Annotated in this window: 1 protein-coding gene; it reads right to left on the bottom strand. The window is 61.1% G+C overall.

The genetic code is table 11. The features are described 5' to 3' along the window. Positions 1-24: 24 nt before the first annotated feature. The gene (locus BGE01nite_RS13870; protein ID WP_170266782.1) at positions 25-22,197 is read right to left on the bottom strand and encodes an Ig-like domain-containing protein; all 22,173 of its coding nucleotides are present in this window, start codon (positions 22,195-22,197) and stop codon (positions 25-27) included. Between the last annotated feature and the right edge of the window lie 28 nt (positions 22,198-22,225).

Genomic DNA, 22,225 nt, shown 5'->3' with positions numbered 1-22,225 from the left:
CCAATGATGAGCTTTGCGAGATGTCTATTTTTTATATGTCTTGTTGTTGCAGAGACTCCAGAAATATACCCCGCCATGATGAGACACCGCACTGTGTGCTGTCACATCGACGGACTGCATGATACCCATGACCTCATGGTGATGCCAAGTGCCTGTGGCCCTTCGGGCCTGAGCCTGGGATCGGGTGTTGTCTGTAGATCTACGGCCTGTTAGCCCTCCTTTAAGGAAGATCGATGCAGAAGCGTTCGGAGTTAGGTCTGGCAGACCGTTGCTCTTCACGATGAATGTATGTCCACTCGCAATCGCGTTTCTCTTGGAAGTAGCCAGTGCCTTTTGCAGCTGCCCAAAATAGCTCCACCTTCTAAGGGAGTTCACGGCTCCACTCTTTTGTTTCTCGTTTTTGAGTATCTTGAGCTGGGCGTATTGGTACTTGAGCGCAGGCAGCATGGACAGAGTCATCCGGCCCCATTTGAAGAAATCACCAGGCTTGCCCTGAAATCCGTGCTGAAGAATGGAATCACCTGTGGAGGCATAATTTTTCAAAACCTCAATCGCGGTCACCACTTGAATCGCAGGATTCACAATCTTGTCTAGCTTAACGATGCTGTCGTTGATGCGCTTGATCTGAATGCGCAGTGTGGTCAATGCATCAGCAAGAGTTAGATTCCCGCTCGGGTCAATGAAACTTTCAGGATCGCCATGAGCGAAGAGGTAGCCTTGCAGGCTCATCGGGTCCTCGAACATGCCCTGATACGGATCGCGCGTGTGGAACCGGCCTAACATTGGGTCATACCAGCGTGCCCGCAGATAGACGAGGCCAAGATCGGCATCGAAATGTTCGCCATTGTAACCCAGGGCAGATTTCGGTGCGCCGGCAGGTGTGACGCTGAGAGGCACGCCATGGGAGTCGTAGTCCATGGCGCTGACAACTTGACCGTTGGCATCTACCAGAGCGCGGATGCTTCCATGAGCATCACGCAGGAAGTAGTGTTCGCCTTGAATGTGGTTCCATTGGCTAATGGGGCCTGCCGCACCGTAAGTGTAGGTGGTGAGCGGCTGCCATTCAGTGCCAGTCCATGCCACCTCGGCCACGCATTGCGGCCATCCAGAGGGACTCTGCGTGTCAATCAGGTAACCCAGGGGCTGGCGCCCGGTCATGCGCTTTTCCACACGCTGGCCATTGGCGTCATAGACGAAGTCGATAATTGTGCCATCAAGCTTGGTTCGGCGGATGAGACGGTCTTCAAAGTCGTACACATCTGTGTTGCCATTCGCAGCGAGGGTGTTGCCGTTGCTGTCGTAGCTCACGCCAGCGACCTGGCCATTGGCATTGAGCGTAAGGGACTGGGCGGGCACTGCAGGCTGGGTGCTCGTTCGTGCGGTTCGGTAGCCCACGCTGTTGTGGCTGTAGCCAAGGATGCCGGAGGAGGCGGGCCCTGCGTTGCTAATCTGCTCATGCGTCAGGCGGCCCAGGGGATCGCGCTGGAATTGCACCACACGGCCATTGCCTTCATCGATGCGCTCGCGCTGACCCAAGGCGTTCAAGGTGTAGTTGAAACTCTCGATGCCTGCACTGGCTGCATCTGTCACGTTCAAAGAGTTGACGAAGTCACGCGTGTTGTAGGTCATGGAGTGCCTCATGCCGTTGGCAGCGGTCATCTGGTTCAAAGCTCCTGTGAGAGTATAACCATAACTGGTTTGCTTGGATGGCTGCGTCCGCAGGTCATTGATGGCGGCGAGCCGGTTCGCATCATCACGCTCATAGGCGAGCTGCGGACCTTCCGCATGAGAGGTGGCAAGGCCGGAGACCTGGCCCAGACCATCATGTGTATAACCAAGATTGCCATGCGGTGTGCTGGTGCCCGTGAGCCTGCCGTAGTCGTCATAGCTCCAGATCTGGCTGTGAATGACGGTGCCATTGGCATTGCGCACCTCAGCCGTCGCAGGCTCGCCGAACGCATTGTAGGTGAAGAGAACCTTCGCTGCCGCATGAGGCAGCGAGAGGGATGGATGCCCCGGATCGGCTCGTTTCTCGACAAGGTAGTGATCCGCATCGTAGAAGTAGCTGGTGGTGAAGCCGTTGAAGTCCGTGTGGGTCTGGAGGCGGCCCATGCTGTCCCAGGTGAAGTGTTCGGTCTGGTTGCCTGGCAGCGTGCGGCTCGTCCGGCGGCCCAGGGTGTCATGGGTGTAGCTGGTGCTGTTGCCTTCCGCATCCGTCCAGCTTTGCAGCCTGCCCACACTGTCATACACCATGTTTGTGCCGTGGTTCATCGCATCCACCACGCCCAGCAGGCGGCCCTGCGGATCGTAGTCAAAGTGGGTGGTGTTTCCTGCCTCATCGGTGCGGGTGATGGCTTGGTTGGCTGAGTTGTAGCCGATGCTGGTGAAGCTGCCGTCTGGATGGGTGATGCGGGTCGGGCGACCGACCAAATCCAGCACCGTGCTGGTAGTGCGGTTGAGCGCATCTGTGACGGCCGTGTTTTGATCGGCGGCATCCAGAGTGTGGGTCACGGTCTCGCCTGCGGCATTGGTCTCAGTGAGCAAGTGGTCTGCATCATCATACGTGAGTGTGGTGGTCTGACCCAGTTCGTTGGTCTTGGAGATCTCACGTCCTGCGGCATCGAACACGACGGTGGAGAAAGTGCCGTCCACATTGGAGATCTGGGTCTGACGCCCCAAGGCATCAAACTCATAGGTCATGACGCCGCCGCTACGATTTACAGAGCGGGTGATGTTGCCTTCAGCATCATATTCCAGCTGGCTCTCAGTGTTGTCCGTGTAGGTGCTGCGAATGCTGCGGCCCTGATTATCGTACTCTTCAGTGGAAACCTTGCCCATCGGGTCTGTGTACGTCACTTCGTCGCCGTTGGCGTTGTAAGTCCAAGACTGGCTTTGCAGCACATTGCCCAGCGCGTCCCTGATTTGTGTGGCTGTCATGTTCCCTTCAGCATCATACGTATGGACATTATCACGGAGCTTCGTGGCAGCGACCACATCCGTTGCGTTGGCTGGGACTAGATAGTCAGACTGTCCGGTGGTGTCCCCCACAGAGTTGTATGTGAAGGTCTGGTAGGCGGCCACTTTGCCATCGGTTCCACGCATGATTTGCGAGGTTCTGTTGCCGTTGCCATCCAGGGTAAAATCATACGTCATGCCGCCGGGTACTTGCAGACGAGAGATGCTGCCGTTGCTGGTGGGCACAAAGCCGGTGGTGCGGCCGAGGGCATCCGTCTCGCTCGTCATGTTGCCCTGGTTGTCATAGGCCATGCTAGTCACACGTCCCAAAGGATCCGTGATGGTCAGCGGCTGCTTCTTCGAGTTATAGGTATAACGAGTGATGTGTCCGAGCGGGTTCGTCTCGGTCAGCACGTTGTTTTGCGCATCATAAGTGCGGCTGGTGGTGTGACCGAGGGGATCGGTGGTGGTGATCTCTCGGTCATTCGCATCATAGGTCCGTAGGATGACGCCACCGAGGGCATCGACGGTGCGGGTGATGTTGCCGCGTTCGTCGAAGGTGTGGACGGTGGCGTGGCCGAGACGGTCGGTGATGCGCTGGGTGCGGGCGGTGACGTTATGCTGGATCTGGATGGGGTTTCCATCGGCATCGAGCTGGCGGATCATGCGGCCGGCGGTGTCATACTCGGTGCGGATGGCCTGGATGCCACGCGGGTCGATGATGCCGGTGAGGTAGTAAGGAAAGCTGCTGTTCTGATACTGGAACGTGGTGACATTGTTCACACGGTCCGTCACGGTCCCGAGCGTGCCGAGCGTGTTGTAAGTATACAGGATCTGCTTCCCGGCGGGATCGGTGATGGCGGTCACGCGTCCGGCGGTATCGCGGGTGAAGAGCACCTTCTGACCGTTGCTATGGGCGATCTGGTTGGTGGCGATGGTGAGCTCGTTGGCGTTGCGATCACGCACCTTTTGCAGACCGGTGGACTCGTTGATAGTGTACTCGGTGCCGTCATCATCGGTGAAGATGAAGGTGGAGGCATCGAAAGTGTTGAAGAGATTACTTTCGAGGCGCAGGTCCACATCACCCAAGGCTCCGCCGACATTCACGAAGCGGCTGGCGCTTTCCGTGCCTGCGATGCGCAGTGTGCCGCGCGACGGACCTACGGGCTTGAAGCCGATGTTCGCCACGTTGATGGGGCTGCCATACTGATTGGACGAATCCGTGGCCGGGATGCTGACCGGGCCGACGGTGATACCGGAGGAGTTTGCGGTGACGACGGTGGTCTCGAAGATCTCACAACGTCCGTCTGGGAAAGTCACGACGACGCGCTTCTTGCCCACCGGCGAGAGATTGTAGATCGGCAGCGGGAACCAGCTGACATCCGCAAAGCCTGCGAGGCTGTGATACCAGCCTTCGCCGAGTGTGCCTGATTTGCTGATCGTGACGCTGCGCATGCCGACGCGCCAGCCCGGGCCGAAGTCTCCCGGCCTGCCCGTGGCGGCGATGCGTGAGTCATAGCTGCGAGTGACGGAGATCGGGATGCCGGGCACGTCCAGCGTGAAGTCCTCAAAGGCGAGTGTGAACTGGCCGAGCTTCATCGCGCCATCCACCTGCACGGTGGTGGGCACGGTTTCATAGTAGACACCATTCCGCTTGTGCGCCTGCAGCTTGATGTCCCAGGAACCGTTTTCGAGCAGCGTGGGATCAAAGGAGGAGATGGCCTGATCCGTCAGGATGCCACTGTACTCGCCCGTGGCAAAGGTCTGCCAGATGGCATTGCGCGCACCGGTGAGACGGCGCTGCAGCACCCAGCGATAACCGTTCTGCACATCGATCGTGGCGCGAATGCTGGTGGGTGCGGTGATGACCGTGCCATCCGTGGGTGCGGTGATGATGACGATCTCCTCATGGTTCGGATCCTCCGGCGTGAGCGCGGTGAGGGCGAGCGTCACCGTGGTGGCTGTCTGCCCTCCGGCCGAGGTCACCTTGGCGGAGTAGGCGTGCGGGCCTTCAGCCACATTGGTGATGGTGTGCTCATAGGGCTGTGTGGTGTCCGTGGCGAGCAGGGTGCTGCCATCGAAGAACTGCACATGGGTGATGTTGTCGTCCACATCCTGCGCTGCCGCCTTTAAGGTCAGGCTCTGGTTCGTGATCAGTGCCGTGGTGGGTGAAGGGCTGATCCAGGAGATGGTAGGCGCACGGTTTGGCGGAGCCGCCTGCACGGTGACGGTGGCTTGCACATTCGTGGTCAGATCACCATCACTGACAGCCGCGGCGATGACATAGGTTCCAGCCAGGCTGAAGGTCATCTGGGTGGCGGCGCTTGTGGACGCACTGAAGGTCACGGTGCCCGGGCCGCTGACTTTGCTCCAGGTATAACTCAGGCTGGAGCCTGCAGGCAGGGCATCGTCCGTGGCCACCACTGAAGCATGACCGCTCGCGGGAAGCTGCACGATGGCTGGCGCGGAGAGTGTGACAGATGGAGTCACATTGACCAGCGGCGGCAGGACACGGATGTCCACGGAGCCGAGTCCGGTGCGCTGACCCTCTGACACCGCGCACTCGATGCGGTGGATGCCCGCTTCAGCAAAGACCGCCGTGGTGCTGGCGCTCGTCGCCGAGCTTGGAGTGACGCTGAAAGGCCCTGAGGAAATCGTCCACGCATAGCTGAGAGAGCTGCCGGCGGGCAGGCCATCATCCTGGGCATTGGCGGTGATGTTGACGATGTCTCCCACGCGGACGGTGAGAGGCACGTTGATCTTCACCTGCGGCGTCTGATTGCGCGCGGGGCTGACCTTGCCCTGGCGTGCGGTGCTGGCGGTGACGAGCCCATTGATCTCCGTCTGCGTGAGCGCGCGGGAGTAGAGGGACAGCTCATCGATGCCACCACGCCAGAAGCGTGTGTCGCCCGGGGCATTGGCAATGTGCAGCGTGTCCGTGCCCGCCGGCAGGCGGATGCTGCCCACGGTGGTGGTCGACTTCAAGGTGCCCGCGCTGTAGTAGCGGATCTCACCACTGGTAGCATCATAGGTTAGGGCAATGTGGCGGCGTGTGTCAGCCCGCTCGCTCGGTGTCAGCAGGATGGTCTGCTCGGTGTTCGTGCTGTCGATGTAGTCGAGCGCCATCGTGCCATAGTAGTCCGTGGAGCTGGAGGTGGTGATGCGGTGCAGGCGCATGATGGCGCGCGTGCCATCATGCCAGACCAGCCATGGAACTTCGCTGCCGGCCACGTGGCTGGCGTTGTCATAGACCAGGGCTTCAGCGGTGAAGCCGGGAGCACCGGTGAAGCTGATCGCGGCATTTGGTGTGATGACGAGACGGTCATCGGTGCCGTCGAAGCTGACATGCGCACCCACCAGCGAGTCGCCGGCCCAGGCTGGGCGGCCGTAGGTGGTCACCAGATGGTTGGTGCCCGCCACATCGTACAGGCTGACATTGAACGGCCACCAGGCCACGAGATTGGCAGGCACCGCAGCCGCCGAAGTGTTGGTGAATCGAAACTCCGCATAGGCAGGGGTGGTCAGGGCCCCGTCCTGGGCATCCTGGCGCAGGACAGCCAGTCCCATGCTGGAGAAGCTGTTAAAGGTCGTGTTCTGAGCTGCCGAGTTGCCAAAAGTGACCGAGCTTCCGGTGGTCACACTGGTCCACTTGGTGGCCAGGCCATAGGCGGCGGGCAGACCGTCATCACTGGCGGTGCTGGTGATCGGGACATTGGTGCCGGAGCTGCCGCTGAAATTGCCGCCCGTGAGTGCCAGCGGGGCCTGGTTGCCATCCAGCGGTTCTTTGCCCCACACCGTGGCGGAGGCGAGCAGGGCCGACTCATCCGCCGTGAGTGCGCGGGCGTAGAGGGAGAGCTCGTCGACATAGCCACTGAACTGCTGGGTGTCCATGTTCGGCTTCCAGCCCACGTTCATCTCACTGGTCGCCGAAGGCAGCTGGATGCTGCCGATCTGGGCGGTGCCGATGACGAGGCCGTTTGAATACAGGCTCGCAGTGCCTGAGGCCTTGTCATACGTGAGCAGGAAGCGGCTGAAATCCCATCGCTGGTTAGGCGAGAGGCTGACGCTCTGGGGGACGCCGGCGGATGTCAGGTATTCCAGCGTGATGACACCTTGTCTGCCGAGATCGCCGATCGTGGTGCTGTGACGTTTGATGCGGAGCACGACCTGAGAGCCATTGCTCCAGGTCAGCCATGGGATCACACGAGGCAGCGCTGTGCCGCTGGAGAACTGCATGGAGTCCTGCAGGCCGAACTCCACACTGAAGCCCGGGCTGCTGCTGAAATCCAGAGTGTGGTCAGCCGGAACATGAACGATGTCACTGCCCACGAGCGTGAGGTGCCCGTTGACCCCTGCATAGGAGTTGAACTCCACACCACTGGAGAGTTCGGCCTTCATGTTGCGGACGAGCTCGCTGCCATCGCCATTGAAGGGCCACCATGCGGCGAGGCCGGTGGGTGCCTTGATGCCAGCGTTGCGGCCCACCCGGACAATGACGGTGTCCTTGCTGATGCGCGTGCCATCGTCAGCAGAGAGCTGGAGGATGTAGTAACCGTCGGAAGGGACGGTCATGGTCGTGCTGGTGGCATTCGGAGTGCCGAGAGTGGGAGTGCTCCCAGGATAATCAATCACCGACCAGGTCGTGCGGACAGTGGAGTTAGAAGGCAGCCCGTCATCCGTGACTGTTCCGGTCAGGGTGATGGAGCCGCCGGAGGTCAGGACATCACGGTTCGGGCCGGCATCCACCACCGGAGCCAGGTTGCCATCATCAGCCAGCTTGCCCCAGGCTGAAGGGATGTTGTTGATCTCGTTGATCTCGAAAAAGGAGAGGGCCCGGTTGTAGAGCGTGAGCTCATCGATGATGCCGCTCTGATTCAGCGTGGTGCCAGGCGCGGTGCCGAGATACATGGTGTCCGAGGAGGACGGCATCTGGATGCCGGGGCTTATCACGGAGGCCAGCACGGTTCCACCTGCGTAGAGCACCAGCTCTCCGGTGGCCTTGTCATGGGTGATGGCCACATGCAGCGGCGTGGTGGCGAAGCCCTGGATGGAGGTATAAAGAGGCCGCACAGCGCCGATTGACTGCATCTGCCCCTGTGCATTGCGATATTCGAGGGTGAGATACTGCGAGCTGCCAGCGGTGGCATTGTACTGCCGGGACAGCTGCAGGGTCACCTGCTGCCCATTGTGCCAGGTGATCACGGGAACCTTGTTGTTAGGCGCTGTCGCCGTCACTGCGCTCTGGTCGGTGGCCCAGAACTCACAGGTGAAACCATCCGTGCCGGTGAAGTCGAGACCCGCATTGGGGCTGACAAAGGCGTGGTCCGTGGCGTTGCTGCTCGGGCTGCCCAGCGTGAGCATGAGGCCGCTGCCTCCACCCGGCCATGAGACGATCATGCGTGCTCCGTATCTCAATTCAGCATTGATGCCCTGGATGACGTCCTTGCTGCTGCCATCAAACGGCCACCATGCCACGGCACCATCTGGCACTGGCGAGCGTGCCTGGCTGCCTACCTGGATGTGGACGATGTCCGTGGAGTAGCGCTCACCATCATCTGCCATCAACTGCATCAGATAGGTGCCATTCGCCGGCAGGGTGATGCTGGAGGTGGGCGAGTTGATGTTCGCAAAGGGCACGGAACCGCCGTAAGAGGTCCTGAGCATGCTCCAGGTGGACTTGATCGGATAACCCACCGGCAGGCCATCATCGGTGACGAGGCCCTGAAGATTGATGGTCTGCGGCCCGTTGCCCAGGATCAGGTCAGGCCCGGCATTCACCACCGGAGCTTTGTTGGTGATGAAGAGCTGCTTGCCCACGTTGTTGTAGCGGGAGATGTCATAGGTGTCCTGATCTGAGAGGCTGCGGCCATAGATGCACACGTCATCCAGCCAGCCTTTCATGGAGACAGCCTCTCCAGGCACGCCACCGATGTAGAGGGTGGTTGCTGCGTCAGGAAGCCTGATGTCACCCACGATGGCCTCGGCACGAACATAGCCATTTTGCGCCAGGGCCATGCGGCCTGTGGCACGATCATAGGTCCACGAATGGTGGTATTCGCTGTAGTTGTTGCCAGCATTGCTGACGACCGTCCACGGAGCTTCGAGGAAGAAGGGCTGGCCATCGGCTTTGAAGCCATCCACACGCAGTTTCCACGAGCTGCCACCGAGATAGAAGCGGCGGAGTGAGATGACGTTTTGCCCGGACTTCTGCCAGGCAAACCATGCATCGCCGCTGATCGGTCCGGTGGTTTGATTGGAGTCCACACTGTTGAACTCCATGCTGAAGCCAGGCTTGTCCGTGAAGTCAAAGGTCGGAGATGGAGCCACCTGCCCATAGTCGCGGGCTCCGTCAAAGGTGAGCTTGGTGTCATCCAGCACCGCGTCGTAGTGCAGATCCACCGGCTTCTGGCCGATGATGTCATAGCGGCTGCCTTCCATGAAGGGCCACCAGGCCAGCAGGTCTGGCGAGACGGAGCCCGCCCCCCCTCCACTGGAACTATTCGTTAGGCGGCCGGCTCTGAGCACGCGGTAGTCACGGCGGGTGAAGGAGCCGTCCTCGGCAGTCAGCTCCAGCAGGTAGACGCCGCTGGAATAGATGGTCACGTCAGTCGTCAGTCCATTGACATTGGAGAAAGGTGGTGTCGTGCCTGCTCCGGAGATGTTGGACCGGGGGTAAATGAAGCGCCAGGTCGTCTTGGTGCCGGGCGTGAGGTTGGTGCGGCCATCATCACTGACAGAGCCCGTGATGGAGATCACCGGCCAGACACCCTGGCCATTGGCCACGAGGTTGTAGTTCTCCGGCTGGAAGACGATGTCCTCACCTGCGCTTGGCACTGGAGGCGTGTTGTTGTCCGGCGGGGACATGCCGTCCAGGGCGCCCTTCCAGATGGTGTAGGACTCGTCCTCTGTGAGGGCGCGGTCATACAGGCGCACATGCTTCAGATAGCCGCCGAAGCTGGCACCGCCACTGACTGGGGAACCCAGCACGAAGTCGCCTGAGGTGTCGAGAATCAGGCTGCTGAACGTCTGGGTGGCGATGACGACGTCGTTCACCATCAGATTCGCGGTCTTCGTGGCCGAGTCATAGGTGGCCACCACGTGCATCAGCGGGTAGCTGCCGGTCAGCGTCGTGCTTGGAATGGTGCCGACCAGATCCCGGGTGGCTCCATCGAGGCCTAACAATTTAAGGTTCAGCGTGCCGACGCTGGCGGAGGTGCGGGTCATGGCCAGGTGCGTGGTGTAGCCTGTGGCGCTGGACCAGCCCATGATGGGCCGCACGGTCGTATAGTTTCCCGTCGTGCTCTGGGCGTCGTTGATCCAGAACTCAAAGCTGAAGCCCTGGCCGTTGACGGACGAGTTCAGTGACTCGGAGGCAAAGGCGCGGGCCCGGTCGTTCGTGCCCAGCAGCTCGAGAGCACGCGTGCCCGAGTTGGTGACGAAGCGCGCATTCTGCTCGGGGAAGATGGTGTTGCCGTGCACATGCTCCTCACCGGCGTCGTTCATCTCCCACCATGAGATCATGCCAGACGGCGCTTCGCTGGCATTGATCAGAGCGCGGCGCATGCTGATCACCTGGGTGTTGGCGAGCTGGCCGTCCGTGGCCGTCACCTTGAAAAGGTACTCTGCCAGTCCTGAGTAGGGGAAGCTGGTGCTGCCTCCGATCGTGACGTCCACCGCGCCGACTCCGGACGCCGGTACTGCCGTGAAGGTGGCGGTGGCTCCTGGAGGGCCGGAGAGGAGCTGCCAGGTGGCGCTCAGGGCTGCGCTGCCCTGGCCGTCATCGGTGATCTCAGGCCTGATCTGGAACACGTCTGAGAAACCACGCAGATAGTGGCGCTGACGGAGGCTAATGGCAGGCGGCTGGTTCACCGGACGCAGTTTCACATTCACATCGTCCGTCTGGGTCAGGCCATCGACCGTCACGGAGAAACGCAGCACATAGTCACCTGAGGCGGTGAAGTTCACCAGCGGCTCTGGACCGCTGCCATTGACGATCAACTGGCCGGGGCCGCTGACCTTGGTCCACAAATAGGTGGCGGCTTCATAGCCGGGCTGGTCGGCGTGGCAGAACTGTCCGCGCAGTTTCATCGGCGTGGGCCAGCTTGCTTCAAAGTCATCGCCTGCAGAGGCAGACCAGCCCGCCGCGGGAACCGGCACCGGAGCGCCCGTGGTGCCTACGGTGATATCTTTCAGGGCAGGAGAGACGAGGCTGCCATTCTGAGCCATGTGCACCTGCACCTGGATGTAGCGCCCGGCACCGGCGGGTGCTGCTCCCAGCGAGGTCAGCGCCTGCGATGCGCCAAAGGTCACACCGTCCGCGCTGAGCGCTGCGGAGACTTCCACCAAGCCATCATTGCACACGTCGGCGTTCCAGCGCACGGGCTCCCAGGCGGCACCCACGATGCCGGAGTCAAACACACCAGTCCATGTCCCCTCGGTGCTGTGCAGCACCTGACCGGGACGGGCGAACTGCGAATGCGCTCGTGAGGTCTCCGGCAGCGGGATGGTCAGATCCACGGCGCCCAGGCGTGTCACTCCATCAGAGCCGAAGGGACCGCCGTTGGTGTCGACACGCTGGATGAAGCGAGAGGCGATCACCCACACGCGGCCAGAGCGGTCCACATCCACGGCCACGGGACCTCCCGCAGTCCGGACCACGCCCACCAGTGTGCCATCCGGCAGGAGGTGGCCCACCGTGGATCCGCAGTGCGTGTGTGCCACCCAGATGTGGCCGCGATGGTCGGCCACGATGCCCTGGGCATCCGGCCAGCCGTGCTTGTATTTGCCCACGAGACGTCCGTCAGAGGTGTACTTCCGGACCTCAGCTCCAGGTTCAGAGGCAGTCCAGATATGACCATCTGGCGCTTCGGCCACGCACCAGGGAGTGGTGCCATCATTCCATGAACCATTCAGGTCCACCTCAGCCAGCTTCTGGCTCAGCGGCCAGCGCAGGAATTTGCCCGCGGACCAGTGCACTCCCTGGGTGCTGATGATGCTGCCATAGCCTCCCAGATTGCGGTGCGGCTCGATCTCCAGCGTATTGGCTGCGGGCCAGGAGAGCCACTGCCAGCCACCACCACCACCGACGAGCACACGGTTGTCATAAGAAACGGCCAGGCTGTTAGGCGTGGTGACCTGCAGAGTCACATGGGTGACGATCAATTCATCCACGGGCTGACCTCCCACAGGCCAGGCCTTGCGGTCCATGATGCCGGTGGAGGTATCCAGCTTGCCATTGCCGTTGCGGTCCACCCAGCGTCCGCTGCCGGGTGCTGCAATCATGGTTAGGCTGTTGGTGGCGCGGTTGGCCACCCAGAGGTTGCCTTCCTGGTCCACCGCTGTCCGTGAGGGCAGGGAATGCTCACCATCAGGTGAGGTGCGGAATTCGCCGATGATCTGGCCGCTGTCGGGATCAATGCGCAGGAGCCTGCCGTCATTGAGCGGGACATGCACGAAGTTGATGCTCTTCGCATTCAGCTCCATGGCGAGCTTGTCGCCCACGGCACCCAGGCCATCCAGACTGCCTTCATAGAAGTCAGCGGTCGTTGTCCATGTCTTGCTGGTGAAGAGACTGCCGAGGGTGATGGTGACGATGCCTTGGTTGGAATCCACATGGCCGTCATTCGCCACAAAGGCCACGGTGTCATCGCCGCTGCCGCCTGCATTGGGCAGATAGGCCAGGTCAAAGCTCGTGCCGCGTGGCAGTGCGGTGACCTGTCCCTTCGTCGGAGGAGTGACCACTCGATAGGTCAGGGCGTCGCCATCCACATCCGTCGCGGCGAAGGGCAGGAAGAGCGGTGTGCCGTTGACGTAGACCAGGGACTGGTTCGCGGCCACGGGAGCATCATTCACGGGCGTGACGGTGATGGAGACGACGCGCTCAGCGGACTCCAGTTCACCATCGCTGGCCTTCACAGCGAAGCTGTCACTTCCATGGTAATTGAGCCCGGGGGTGTAGGTGAAACTGAGGCCATTGAAGACGACCTGTCCATGGGTTGGAGCCGTGGTGACAGCCACCGTCACAGGATCTTCATCGGCATCGGTCACTGTAAGGCTGCCTGCCAGGGCCGTGTCCTCATTCGTGGTTAGGGCAGGAACTGTGGCGATGACGGGTGCATCATTGATGCCTGTCACGCTGATGCTGATCTGCGCTGCGGCCGAGGTGGCCGTGCCATCGGACACGGTGAAGGCAAAGCTGTCCGCGCCGAAGTAGTTCGCCGAGGCTTGGTAGGTGACCTGCGCGCCTGTGCCAGTGAGCGTGCCATGCGCGGGTTGTGTGGTGATGGTGTAAGTGAGCGTGTCGCCATCGGCATCCGTGCCAGTCAGGGTGATGGGCAGAGGAATCTCCTCTTGCGCATTCACGGCTTGAGCCAGCGCCACGGGTGCATCATTCACCGGTGTGATCACCAAGCTGATCGTGGCAGGAACGGAATCCGTCTCACCATCCTGGGCGATGAAGACTAGGCTGTCCGTGCCATGATAGTCGGCATTCGGAGTGTAAGTCAAAGCGGGCAGGGTGCCCGAAAGCACCCCGTGAGCAGGTGCCGTCAGCACCGTGTAGGTGAGCTCGGCATCATCCACATCAGAGCCTGTGAGTGTGACAGGCAATGATGTGTCTTCGGCGAGCGTGAGCTGTTGCGCCTGCGCACTCGGGGCATCATTCACGGGCGTGACGGTGAGACTCACGGTTGCTGGAGCAGAGGCGAGGCCACCTTCATCCGTTACGGTGAAGGTGAAGCTGTCCGCGCCGGAGTAGTTCAGAGCCGGTGTGTAGGTCCAGGCTGCGCCAGCGACAGTCACCGTGCCATGAGAAGGCTGGGAGGTGATGGCGAAGGTCAGCGCGGTGTTTTCAGGATCACTGCCCGAAAGCGTGATGGAGAGAGGAGTGTCCTCCACGGCGACCAGAGATTGAGTGGTCGCAGTCGGCGCATCATTGACGGGACGCACCGTGATGCTCACCAGTGCTGGAGCAGAGTCCGCAAGGCCGTCATTGGCACGATAGGTGAAAGAGTCCGCGCCATGATAGTCAGCCGCAGGAGTGTAGATCCAGCCCGTGGCCGTGGCGGTGAGCGAGCCGTGTTGTGGGGCGGCGACGATGTCAAAGGTCAGCTCATCCGCATCGAAGTCATCGCCCTCAGGAGTGATCTCCGTGGTAGTGTCCTCATCCAGGGCCACGGTGATGTCGCTGACATACGGCGCATCATTGATCGGGCCGATCTCGAGAATCACCAACGCAGATGCGGAGGTTGCATCAGCATCACTCACCGTGAAGGCAAAGCTGTCGGCACCGTGGTAGTTGGCGGCAGGTGTGTAAATGATGTTAGGCGCCGCGCCGCTGAGAGCGCCATGCTGAGGCGGGGAAGTGATGGCATAGGTCAGAGCGTCTCCGTCCGTGTCCGTGCCGAGCAAAGTCAGCGGCAGGGCGGTGTCTTCCGGAGTGCTGGCCTGCTGCGAAACGGCCAGAGGCGCGTCGTTGGCCGGGGTGATGGTGATGGAGGCGCTCACCGGGGCAGAATGCGCCGCGCCATCAAAGGCACGGAACTCAAAGGAGTCCGCACCATGGTAGTTCGTCGCAGGTGTGTAGCGTGCCACGGAACCGGTGAGCGAGACCGCGCCATGCTCAGGTGCCGAGGTCAGCTCAAAAGTGAGGGCGCTTCCTTCCACATCCGTGCCTGTCAGGAGGATGTCCACAAAGGTATCCTCCGCCGTGCTTGCCGTGACCGCATTAGCCACAGGGGCATCGTTGACCGGAGAGATGACAATCTCCACGCTGGCCACCGCGGAGCTGGCGGTGCCATCAGAAGCGCGGAAGGTGAAGAGGTCGGGACCAGAGTAGTTCGCCGCAGGAGTGTAGGTGAGGGCTGCGCCGGTGCCAGAGAGCACACCATGGGATGGCTGCGTCACGACCGTGTAAGTCAGGTCATCTTCATCCGCATCGGTGGCGGTCAGTGTCACGGGAAGGGCTGTGTCTTCAGCCGACCCGAGGCTTTGTGCCAAGGCCATCGGAGCATCGTTCTCCGCCGTGATCGTGAGAGTCACAGCGGCGGCTGCCGAACTAACTGTTCCGTCATTGGCGGTGAAGCTGAAGCTATCGCTGCCGTGGAAGTTGGCATCCGGTGTGTAGGTCAGCTCAGGCGCTGTGCCACTCAGGGTGCCATGCTGAGGTTGATCACTGACGGCATAGGTCAAGGTGTCGCCATCAGCATCGGTGCCTGTCAGAGTGATGGAAGTGGCGGTGTCCTCGCTCGACGTGACGGCTTGAGCCGCGGCCACCGGGGTGTCGTTCACGCTGGTGATCGTGAGGTTGATGGTGGCTTGAGCAGAGTCAGCCGTGCCATCATTCACGCGGAAGGTGAAGCTCTCGCTGCCGTGATAGTTCGCCGTCGGTGTGTAGGTGAGATGAGGTGCCGTGCCGCTGAGGCTGCCGTGTTGCGGCTGGGACAAGACCTCATAGGTCAGCGCCTCGTTCTCAATGTCGCTGGCCGTGAGCGTGATGCCGAGGCTCGTGTCTTCGGGAGTCGTCAGAGATTGCGCAAGGGCGACCGGGGCATCATTCACGGGATTCACTGTGACGGAAACCGTGGCCGCGATGGAGACGAGACCTTCGCTGTCCGTGACTGTGAAGGTGAAGGCATCCGAGCCATGGTAATCAGCGGCAGGCTGGTAGGCCCACTGGGTGCCGGAAGGCAGCAAGGTGCCATGTTGAGGCTGGGAAACGATGGTGAAGACGAGAGTGGAGTCCTCCACGTCACTGCCACTCAGCGTGATCAAAGTGCTAGTGTCTTCCACCGCGTTCACGCTTTGCGCGGCGGCCAGCGGCGTGTCATTCACGGGGGTGACCGTCAGTGTGACCACAGCGGGTGCGGAGTCGGCCATGCCGTCATTGGCGCGATAGGTAAAGCTATCGCTGCCGAAGTAGTTGGCATCAGGTGTGTAGACCCAGCCGCCTGCGGTTGAAGCAAGAGTGCCATGCGCTGGCTGAATAATGGTTTGCAGCGTGGTCGTGTCATTCTCGGGATCGCTGACGATGGCGCTGATCGTGGTCGGAGTATCTTCCGCAAGTGTGACCGTGACTGGAGATGCCACGGGCGCATCGTTCTCCGAACCGACCACCAGCGTGACAGCGGCCGGAGGCGAGGTGAGCTCAGCATCTGCGACGGTGAAGGTGAAGCTGTCGCTGCCATTGAAGTCAGCCGCTGGCGTGTAAGTCAGGTTCGGTGCTGTGCCGGAAAGCGTGCCATGGGCTGGTTGGGTGACGATGGCATAGGTGAGCACATCGCCATCGATATCCGTGCCTGTGATCACGAAGGGCACGGCAGTGTCTTCTTGGGTCGTCACCTCTTGCGCGAGCGCAACAGGCGCATCATTGCGCGGAGCCACATGGATCTCGACCGTGGCGGAAGCGGAGGCCAAGGTGCCATCACTGGTCCGGAAGGTGAAGCTGTCCGCACCGTGGAACTGGGCATGAGGCGTGTAAGTGACCACACTACCCGCGAGAGTGGCGGTGCCATGCGCTGGAGCCGTGAGCAGCTCATAACTCAGCGTGTCACCATCCACATCGGAGCCGGTCAGTGTGATCTGTGTGGCCGTGTCCTCGATGCCCGCGACGCTGAGGTTCTGCGCCACTGGCGCATCATTCACCGGCGTGATGGTCACCTGCACGGTGGCTTCCGCAGAAAGCACCTGGCCATCGCTGACCTTGAATCCAAAGGAGTCGGCACCATGAAAGTCTGCGTCAGGGGTATAAGTGACGGTGTCATCGATCAAGGCCACGGTGCCATGAGTTGGCAGTGTGCTCAGGATGTAAGTGAGTGCATCCTGGTCGGGATCACTGCCTGGAAGGACGATGCTCAACGGCGTGTCTTCCGCAGTGGTGGCGATCACATTCTCGGCTTCGGGCGCATCATTGATCGGAGATACAGTGATCGAAACGACCGCTGCTGCAGAGGTGGCAGTGCCATCATTCGCCGTGAAGCTGAAAGTGTCCGTGCTGGCATAGTCAGCATTCGGTGTATAGATCAGATTCGGAGCCGTGCCGGTGAGAGATCCATGCGCAGGTGGCACGGTCACGGTGTAAGTTAGGCTGTCAGCATCCACATCCGTGCCAGCCAGTGTCACAGGGGCGCTGCTGTCTTCATCCACCGTGATGCTCTGAGCCACGGCGGCGGGTGTGTCATTCACGGACTCGACCGTGATGCTGACGGTGGCGAGGGCCGAGTCTGCGAGACCATCATTCACGCGGAAGCTGAAGCTGTCCGCGCCATGGAAGTCTACTTCCGGTGTGTAAGTGAGATGAGGCGCAAAACCAGTGAGAGTGCCGTGGCCGGGCTGGCTAACCAAAAGATAGGTCAGGGTCTGGTTCTCGGTGTCGCTGCCAGTCAGGGTGATCAAGGTCGAGCCGTCTTCAGCAAGCGTGATCGACGTTGCGTTCGCAACTGGCACATCATTGACTGGATTGACCGTGATGCTGACGAGCGCTGGCGTGGATGAGGTGGTGCCGTCATTCACGGTGAAGCTGAAGCTGTCTCCACCGTGGAGGTTGGCATGAGGCGTGTAGGTGAAGTCGCCATCGATCAGCAGCACCTGTCCGTGCTGTGGAGCTGTGCTGATGGCAAAGGTGAGGGTGTCTTCATCCACGTCACCGCCTGTGAGTGTGCCCGTGAGAGCGGTGTCTTCATCGGTGCTGAGAGCGACTGCATTGGCGACAGGTGTGTCGTTCACCGATTCAATGGTGAGCGTGACCAGAGCGGGCGCGGAGTCTGCCAGGCCATCATTGGCGCGGTAGGTGAAGGAGTCGCTGCCGTGATAGTTCGCCTCAGGAGTGTAGATCCAGCCTTCAGCGGTGGCGACGAGGCTGCCATGCTGAGGTGTTGTGACGGCCTCAAAGGTGATCTCATCTCCATCTAGATCGGATCCATCTGCCGTGATGGCCACGCTGCTGTCTTCATCCAGAGTGAAGGCCAGGGGATACGCTTCCGGCGCATCGTTCTCCGGCCCAACCGTGAGTGTGACTAGAGCTGCGGCGGAGGTGTCCGCGCCATCGCTGACGGTGAAGGCCAGGCTGTCAGGGCCGTGATAATTTTGCTCCGGTGTGTAGGTCAGGTTCGGCGCGGTGCCACTGAGCGTGCCATGCTGCGGCTGCTGGGTGACGGCGTAGGTCAGTGTGTCACCGTCCACATCATTGCCGGTGAGAACCAGTGGCAGGGCGGTGTCTTCTGGAGTGCTCGCGGCAAAAGCAAGGGCGGTGGGCGCATCATTGACCGGTGTCACCGTGATGACCACCGCAGCGATGTTTGAAAAGGCCTGACCATCGCTCACGCGGAAGCGCACTTCATCCGTGCCATGGGAGTTGGCCTCTGGAGCATACGTGTAGTTAGGCCAGGTGCCGCTCAGTGTGCCATGCTGAGGCTGCAGGGTGATCTGGGCGGTGAGTGCCTCGTTCTCGGCATCCGTGGCGGTCAGCACGAGGGCTGCGGAAGTGTCTTCCGGTGTGGTGAGCGTGCCAGCGATGGCTTCTGGCGCATCATTGACTGGCTGCACGGTGAGGCTGATCTGCACCGTGGTGGAGTCGACCGTGCCATCGTTCACCGTGAAGGTGAAGCTGTCGGCGCCGTGGTAGTTCGCTTCAGGTGTGTAGGTCAGGCTGGGTGCTGTGCCGCTGATCTGGCCATGCGCGGGCTGGGTGACGAGAGTGTAAGTGAGCGTATCTTCATCAATGTCCGTGGCCTGGAGCACGATGCTGGCAGCGGTGTCTTCATTCGTCGTGAAACTGGCAGCCTGGGCAACCGGTGTGTCATTCACTGGCTGGATCGTCAGATTGACATACGCAGGAGAAGAGGCAGCGGTGCCATCGCTCACCGTGAAGGCGAAGCTGTCAGTGCCGTGGAAGTTGGCTTCCGGAGCATAGATCACGTTGGGAGCCGTGCCGGAGAGTGTCCCGTGAGCTGGAAGCTGGGTGAGAGTGTAGGTCAGGGTGTCCTCGTCACCATCCGTGGCATCGAGTGTGATGGCCAGGCTGCCATCTTCATCCAGAGACAGGTTTTGGGAGTCAGCCACGGGCGCATCATTGATGGACTCAACCTGCAAACTGATGGTGGCGGGAGTAGAATTGAGATCGCCATCATTTACGCGGAAGGTAAAGCTGTCCGCGCCGTGGAAGTGAGCCGCAGGTGTGTAGACCAGGTTTGGCGCGGCGCCGCTGAGGGTGCCGTGAGCTGGCTGGGTGAGGATTTCAAAGGTCAGCGCCGAACCCTCCACGTCAGAGCCGAGCAAGGTCACGGAGGCGACATCATCTTCATCCAGCGTCAATGACTGGGCCTGGGCCAGCGGCGCGTCATTCACGGCGGTGATCGTGATGGTGACGATGGCGGCATCTGAGTCAGCGAGACCGTCATTGGCACGGTAGCTGAAGGAGTCCGTGCCGTTGTAGTTGGCATTCGGCGTGTAGAGCCAGCCGCTGGCAGTGGCGGTCAAAGTGCCGTGGCCGGGTTGAGTCAGGGCGCTGAGAGTGAGCTCATCACCATCCAGATCGAAAGCCTCGGGCTCAATCTCCACGCCTTCATCTTCGGCCGTGGTGACCGCGATTGGATTCACGGCAGGGCGATCATTGATCGGTCCCACGCTGATGCTGATGGTAGCCGTGGCTGAGTCGGCGGTGCCGTCATTGACCTTGTATGTGAAGCTATCTGCGCCGGAGTAGTTCGTGGCCGGTGTGTAGCTGAGGTTTGGCGCGGCGCCGCTGAGAGTGCCATGAGAAGGCTGGCTCAGAATCACGTGGGTGAGAGCATCACCATCCGCGTCCGTCCCCGCCAGCGTGACCGGCAGAGCCGTGTCCTCAGGAGTCGTGAGTGACTGCGAGTGGGCCTCAGGCACGTCATTGATGGAGGTGACGGTGAAGGTCACGGTCACGGGTGCGGAGGAACCCTGGCCATCTGACACCACGTAGCTAAAACCGTCCGTGCCATGGAAGTTGCCATTCGGCACATAGCTCAGCGAGGGCAGGCTGTCGGTGAGCGTGCCATAAGCCGGCATGGAGAGCAGGGTGAAGGTGAGCGCATCACCATCCGCATCCGCGCCACCTAACAGAAAGTTAAAAATGCCGTCCTCGCCGCCTGTGAACGCCAGGGTCTGGCCTGTGGGCAGGTCATTCATCGGCGATACCACAATGCTGATCGTGCCGGTGGCGGTGACGGTGCCATCCGTGACTTCGAAGCTGAGGCTGTCCGTGCCGGAGAAGTTGGCGTTCGGCGTGTAGGTCAGGTTCGGCGCGGTGCCGGAGAGCGTGCCATGAGCAGGCTGCGTGGTGAGGGTCCAGGTGAGGTTGTCACCATCCACATCATCCGCGCGCAGCACGAGCTGCAGAGGGCCGTCCTCGGGAGTCGTCGCGACATCGGAGACAGGAACGGGGCCGTCATTCACGGGGGTCACGACAAAAGAGACTGCCACGACATCACTGCTCTCGATCCCGTCCGATACCGAATAGGTGAAACCATCCGCACCGTGAAAGTTTGGAGCCGGTGTGTAGGTCAGGTTCGGTGCCGTGCCGCTGAGCGCGCCATGTGCGGGAGTCGTCACCAAAGTCCAGGCGAGCGGATTGCCATCCACGTCCGATGCATTGAGCACGAAAGCCGCGCTGGTGTCCTCGGCCAGGGGCACTGTTTTAGGCTGGGCAACCGGTGCGTCATTCACACCGATCACCGTCAGAGACACGCTGACGATGGCGGAGTTGCTGCTGCCATCCGTGACACGGTAGGTGAAGCTGTCCGCCCCGAAATAGTTTTCCGCCGGAGTGTAAGTGAGATCTGGAAGTGTGCCACCCAGAGTGCCGTGAGCCGGCTGGGTGACCACAATGGCGGTAAGAGGATCATTGTCAGGATCCGAGCCGCCGAGCGCGAGTGTGGTGCTGCTGTCCTCGAGCAGAGAAGCGGTCAAGGGTGATGCCACTGGCAGATCCTGCACAGGGGTGATTGTCAGTGAGACCAGCGCAAGCGCCGAGTCGGCCGTCCCATCATTCACACGGAAGACAAAGCTGTCCGTGCCGTGGTAGTCCGCCGCAGGTGTGTAGGTCAGGCTGGGAGCCGTGCCGCTGAGCGTGCCGTGCGCGGGTGCCGTGGTCACACTGTAGGTTAGGGCGCTTCCCTCCACATCACTGGCTGCCAGCACGATGGAGGCTGGCGTGTCCTCGGCCAGGGAGACAGACTGCGCTTCCGCCACCGGCAGGTCATTCACCGGCGTGATGGTGAGGCTGATCGTGGCAGTGTCTGAGTTCTGGGTGCCGTCGTTCGCATGGAAGGTGAAGCTGTCGGTGCCGCTCACGTTCGCATTCGGCGTGTAGGTCAGCGCGGGCGGAGTGCCGGTGAGCACACCTTTTGCCGGCTGGGTCAGGACGCTGTAAGTGAGCGTGCTGTTCTCCGCGTCCGTGGCTGTCAGCGTGACAGCAAGCGCATTGTCCTCAGCCGTGGTCAGCGTTTGGGAAAGAGCATTCGGCGGCTGGTTGGCCGGCGTTGTGTTATCACAAAGACGAAGCAGCGCATTGCCATTCAGGGTCAGGCGGTCGCAGATGAGAGAACCTTCAAGACGTGATCCTCCGTTGATGATCACGGTTCCGCTTGGAGCGGTGACATTGGCAGCGAGGCAGACATTCCCATTGAGCGTGACACCGCAGCGGGCCAGACGCAGGTCCAGCCAGAATGGGTTGGCGGTGGTGCCGCTGTTTCCATTCATGGTCAGGCTGGTGTCGATGGTCACCACGACCGGACCCACGACGGCAATCTGCCCGCCGCCATTGATGGTGAGAGACTGGAAGGAATACACCGAGGGGGTGGTGGCTCCGGCGACGCCGATGGTGAAGGTGCTGCCTCCACCGGCTGTGAAGCTGCCGTAGTTACCCGCCGGGACCGCATAGCTGCCTGAATTGCCATTGAGAGTCAGGTTCCGGATCGTCGCCCAGGAGCCGAGGTTCTGGCCCGGGCCGTTCACGTTGACGGACCGGGTCCCCGCCGGGGACGGAGGCACAGCCACCGTAGGCATTGTGACGGCATCCACCCGGGATCGGAAAGTGCCGATGGCTACCCGGCCGTTCAGCCGGATTTGATAGTTGGTGGGGGATGCGCTTCCCGTGCCGGTGATGACGGCTCCGATGCTGGTGTTTCCCTGGCGGATCAGGGTCGGGCTTCCTGGCACCTGCAACTCCCGGGTGACCGTGGTGTTTCCATTGATATCCAACGATTCAGGGAGAATCATTTGTAGCGAGCCTTCCACCGTGGCTCCG

Origin of the sequence: Prosthecobacter gellanilyticus, assembly GCF_007992435.1 — a bacterium.
GTDB classification, from domain to species: domain Bacteria; phylum Verrucomicrobiota; class Verrucomicrobiia; order Verrucomicrobiales; family Verrucomicrobiaceae; genus Prosthecobacter; species Prosthecobacter gellanilyticus.
The sequence above is the reverse complement of the archived record's forward strand: the minus strand, read 5'-3'. Positions and strand labels throughout refer to the sequence as shown.

Coding starts and splice junctions, on each gene's coding strand:
- BGE01nite_RS13870 (WP_170266782.1), bottom strand. CDS start 22,197: ATGATTCTCCCTGAATCGTTGGATATCAATGGAAACACCACGGTCACC.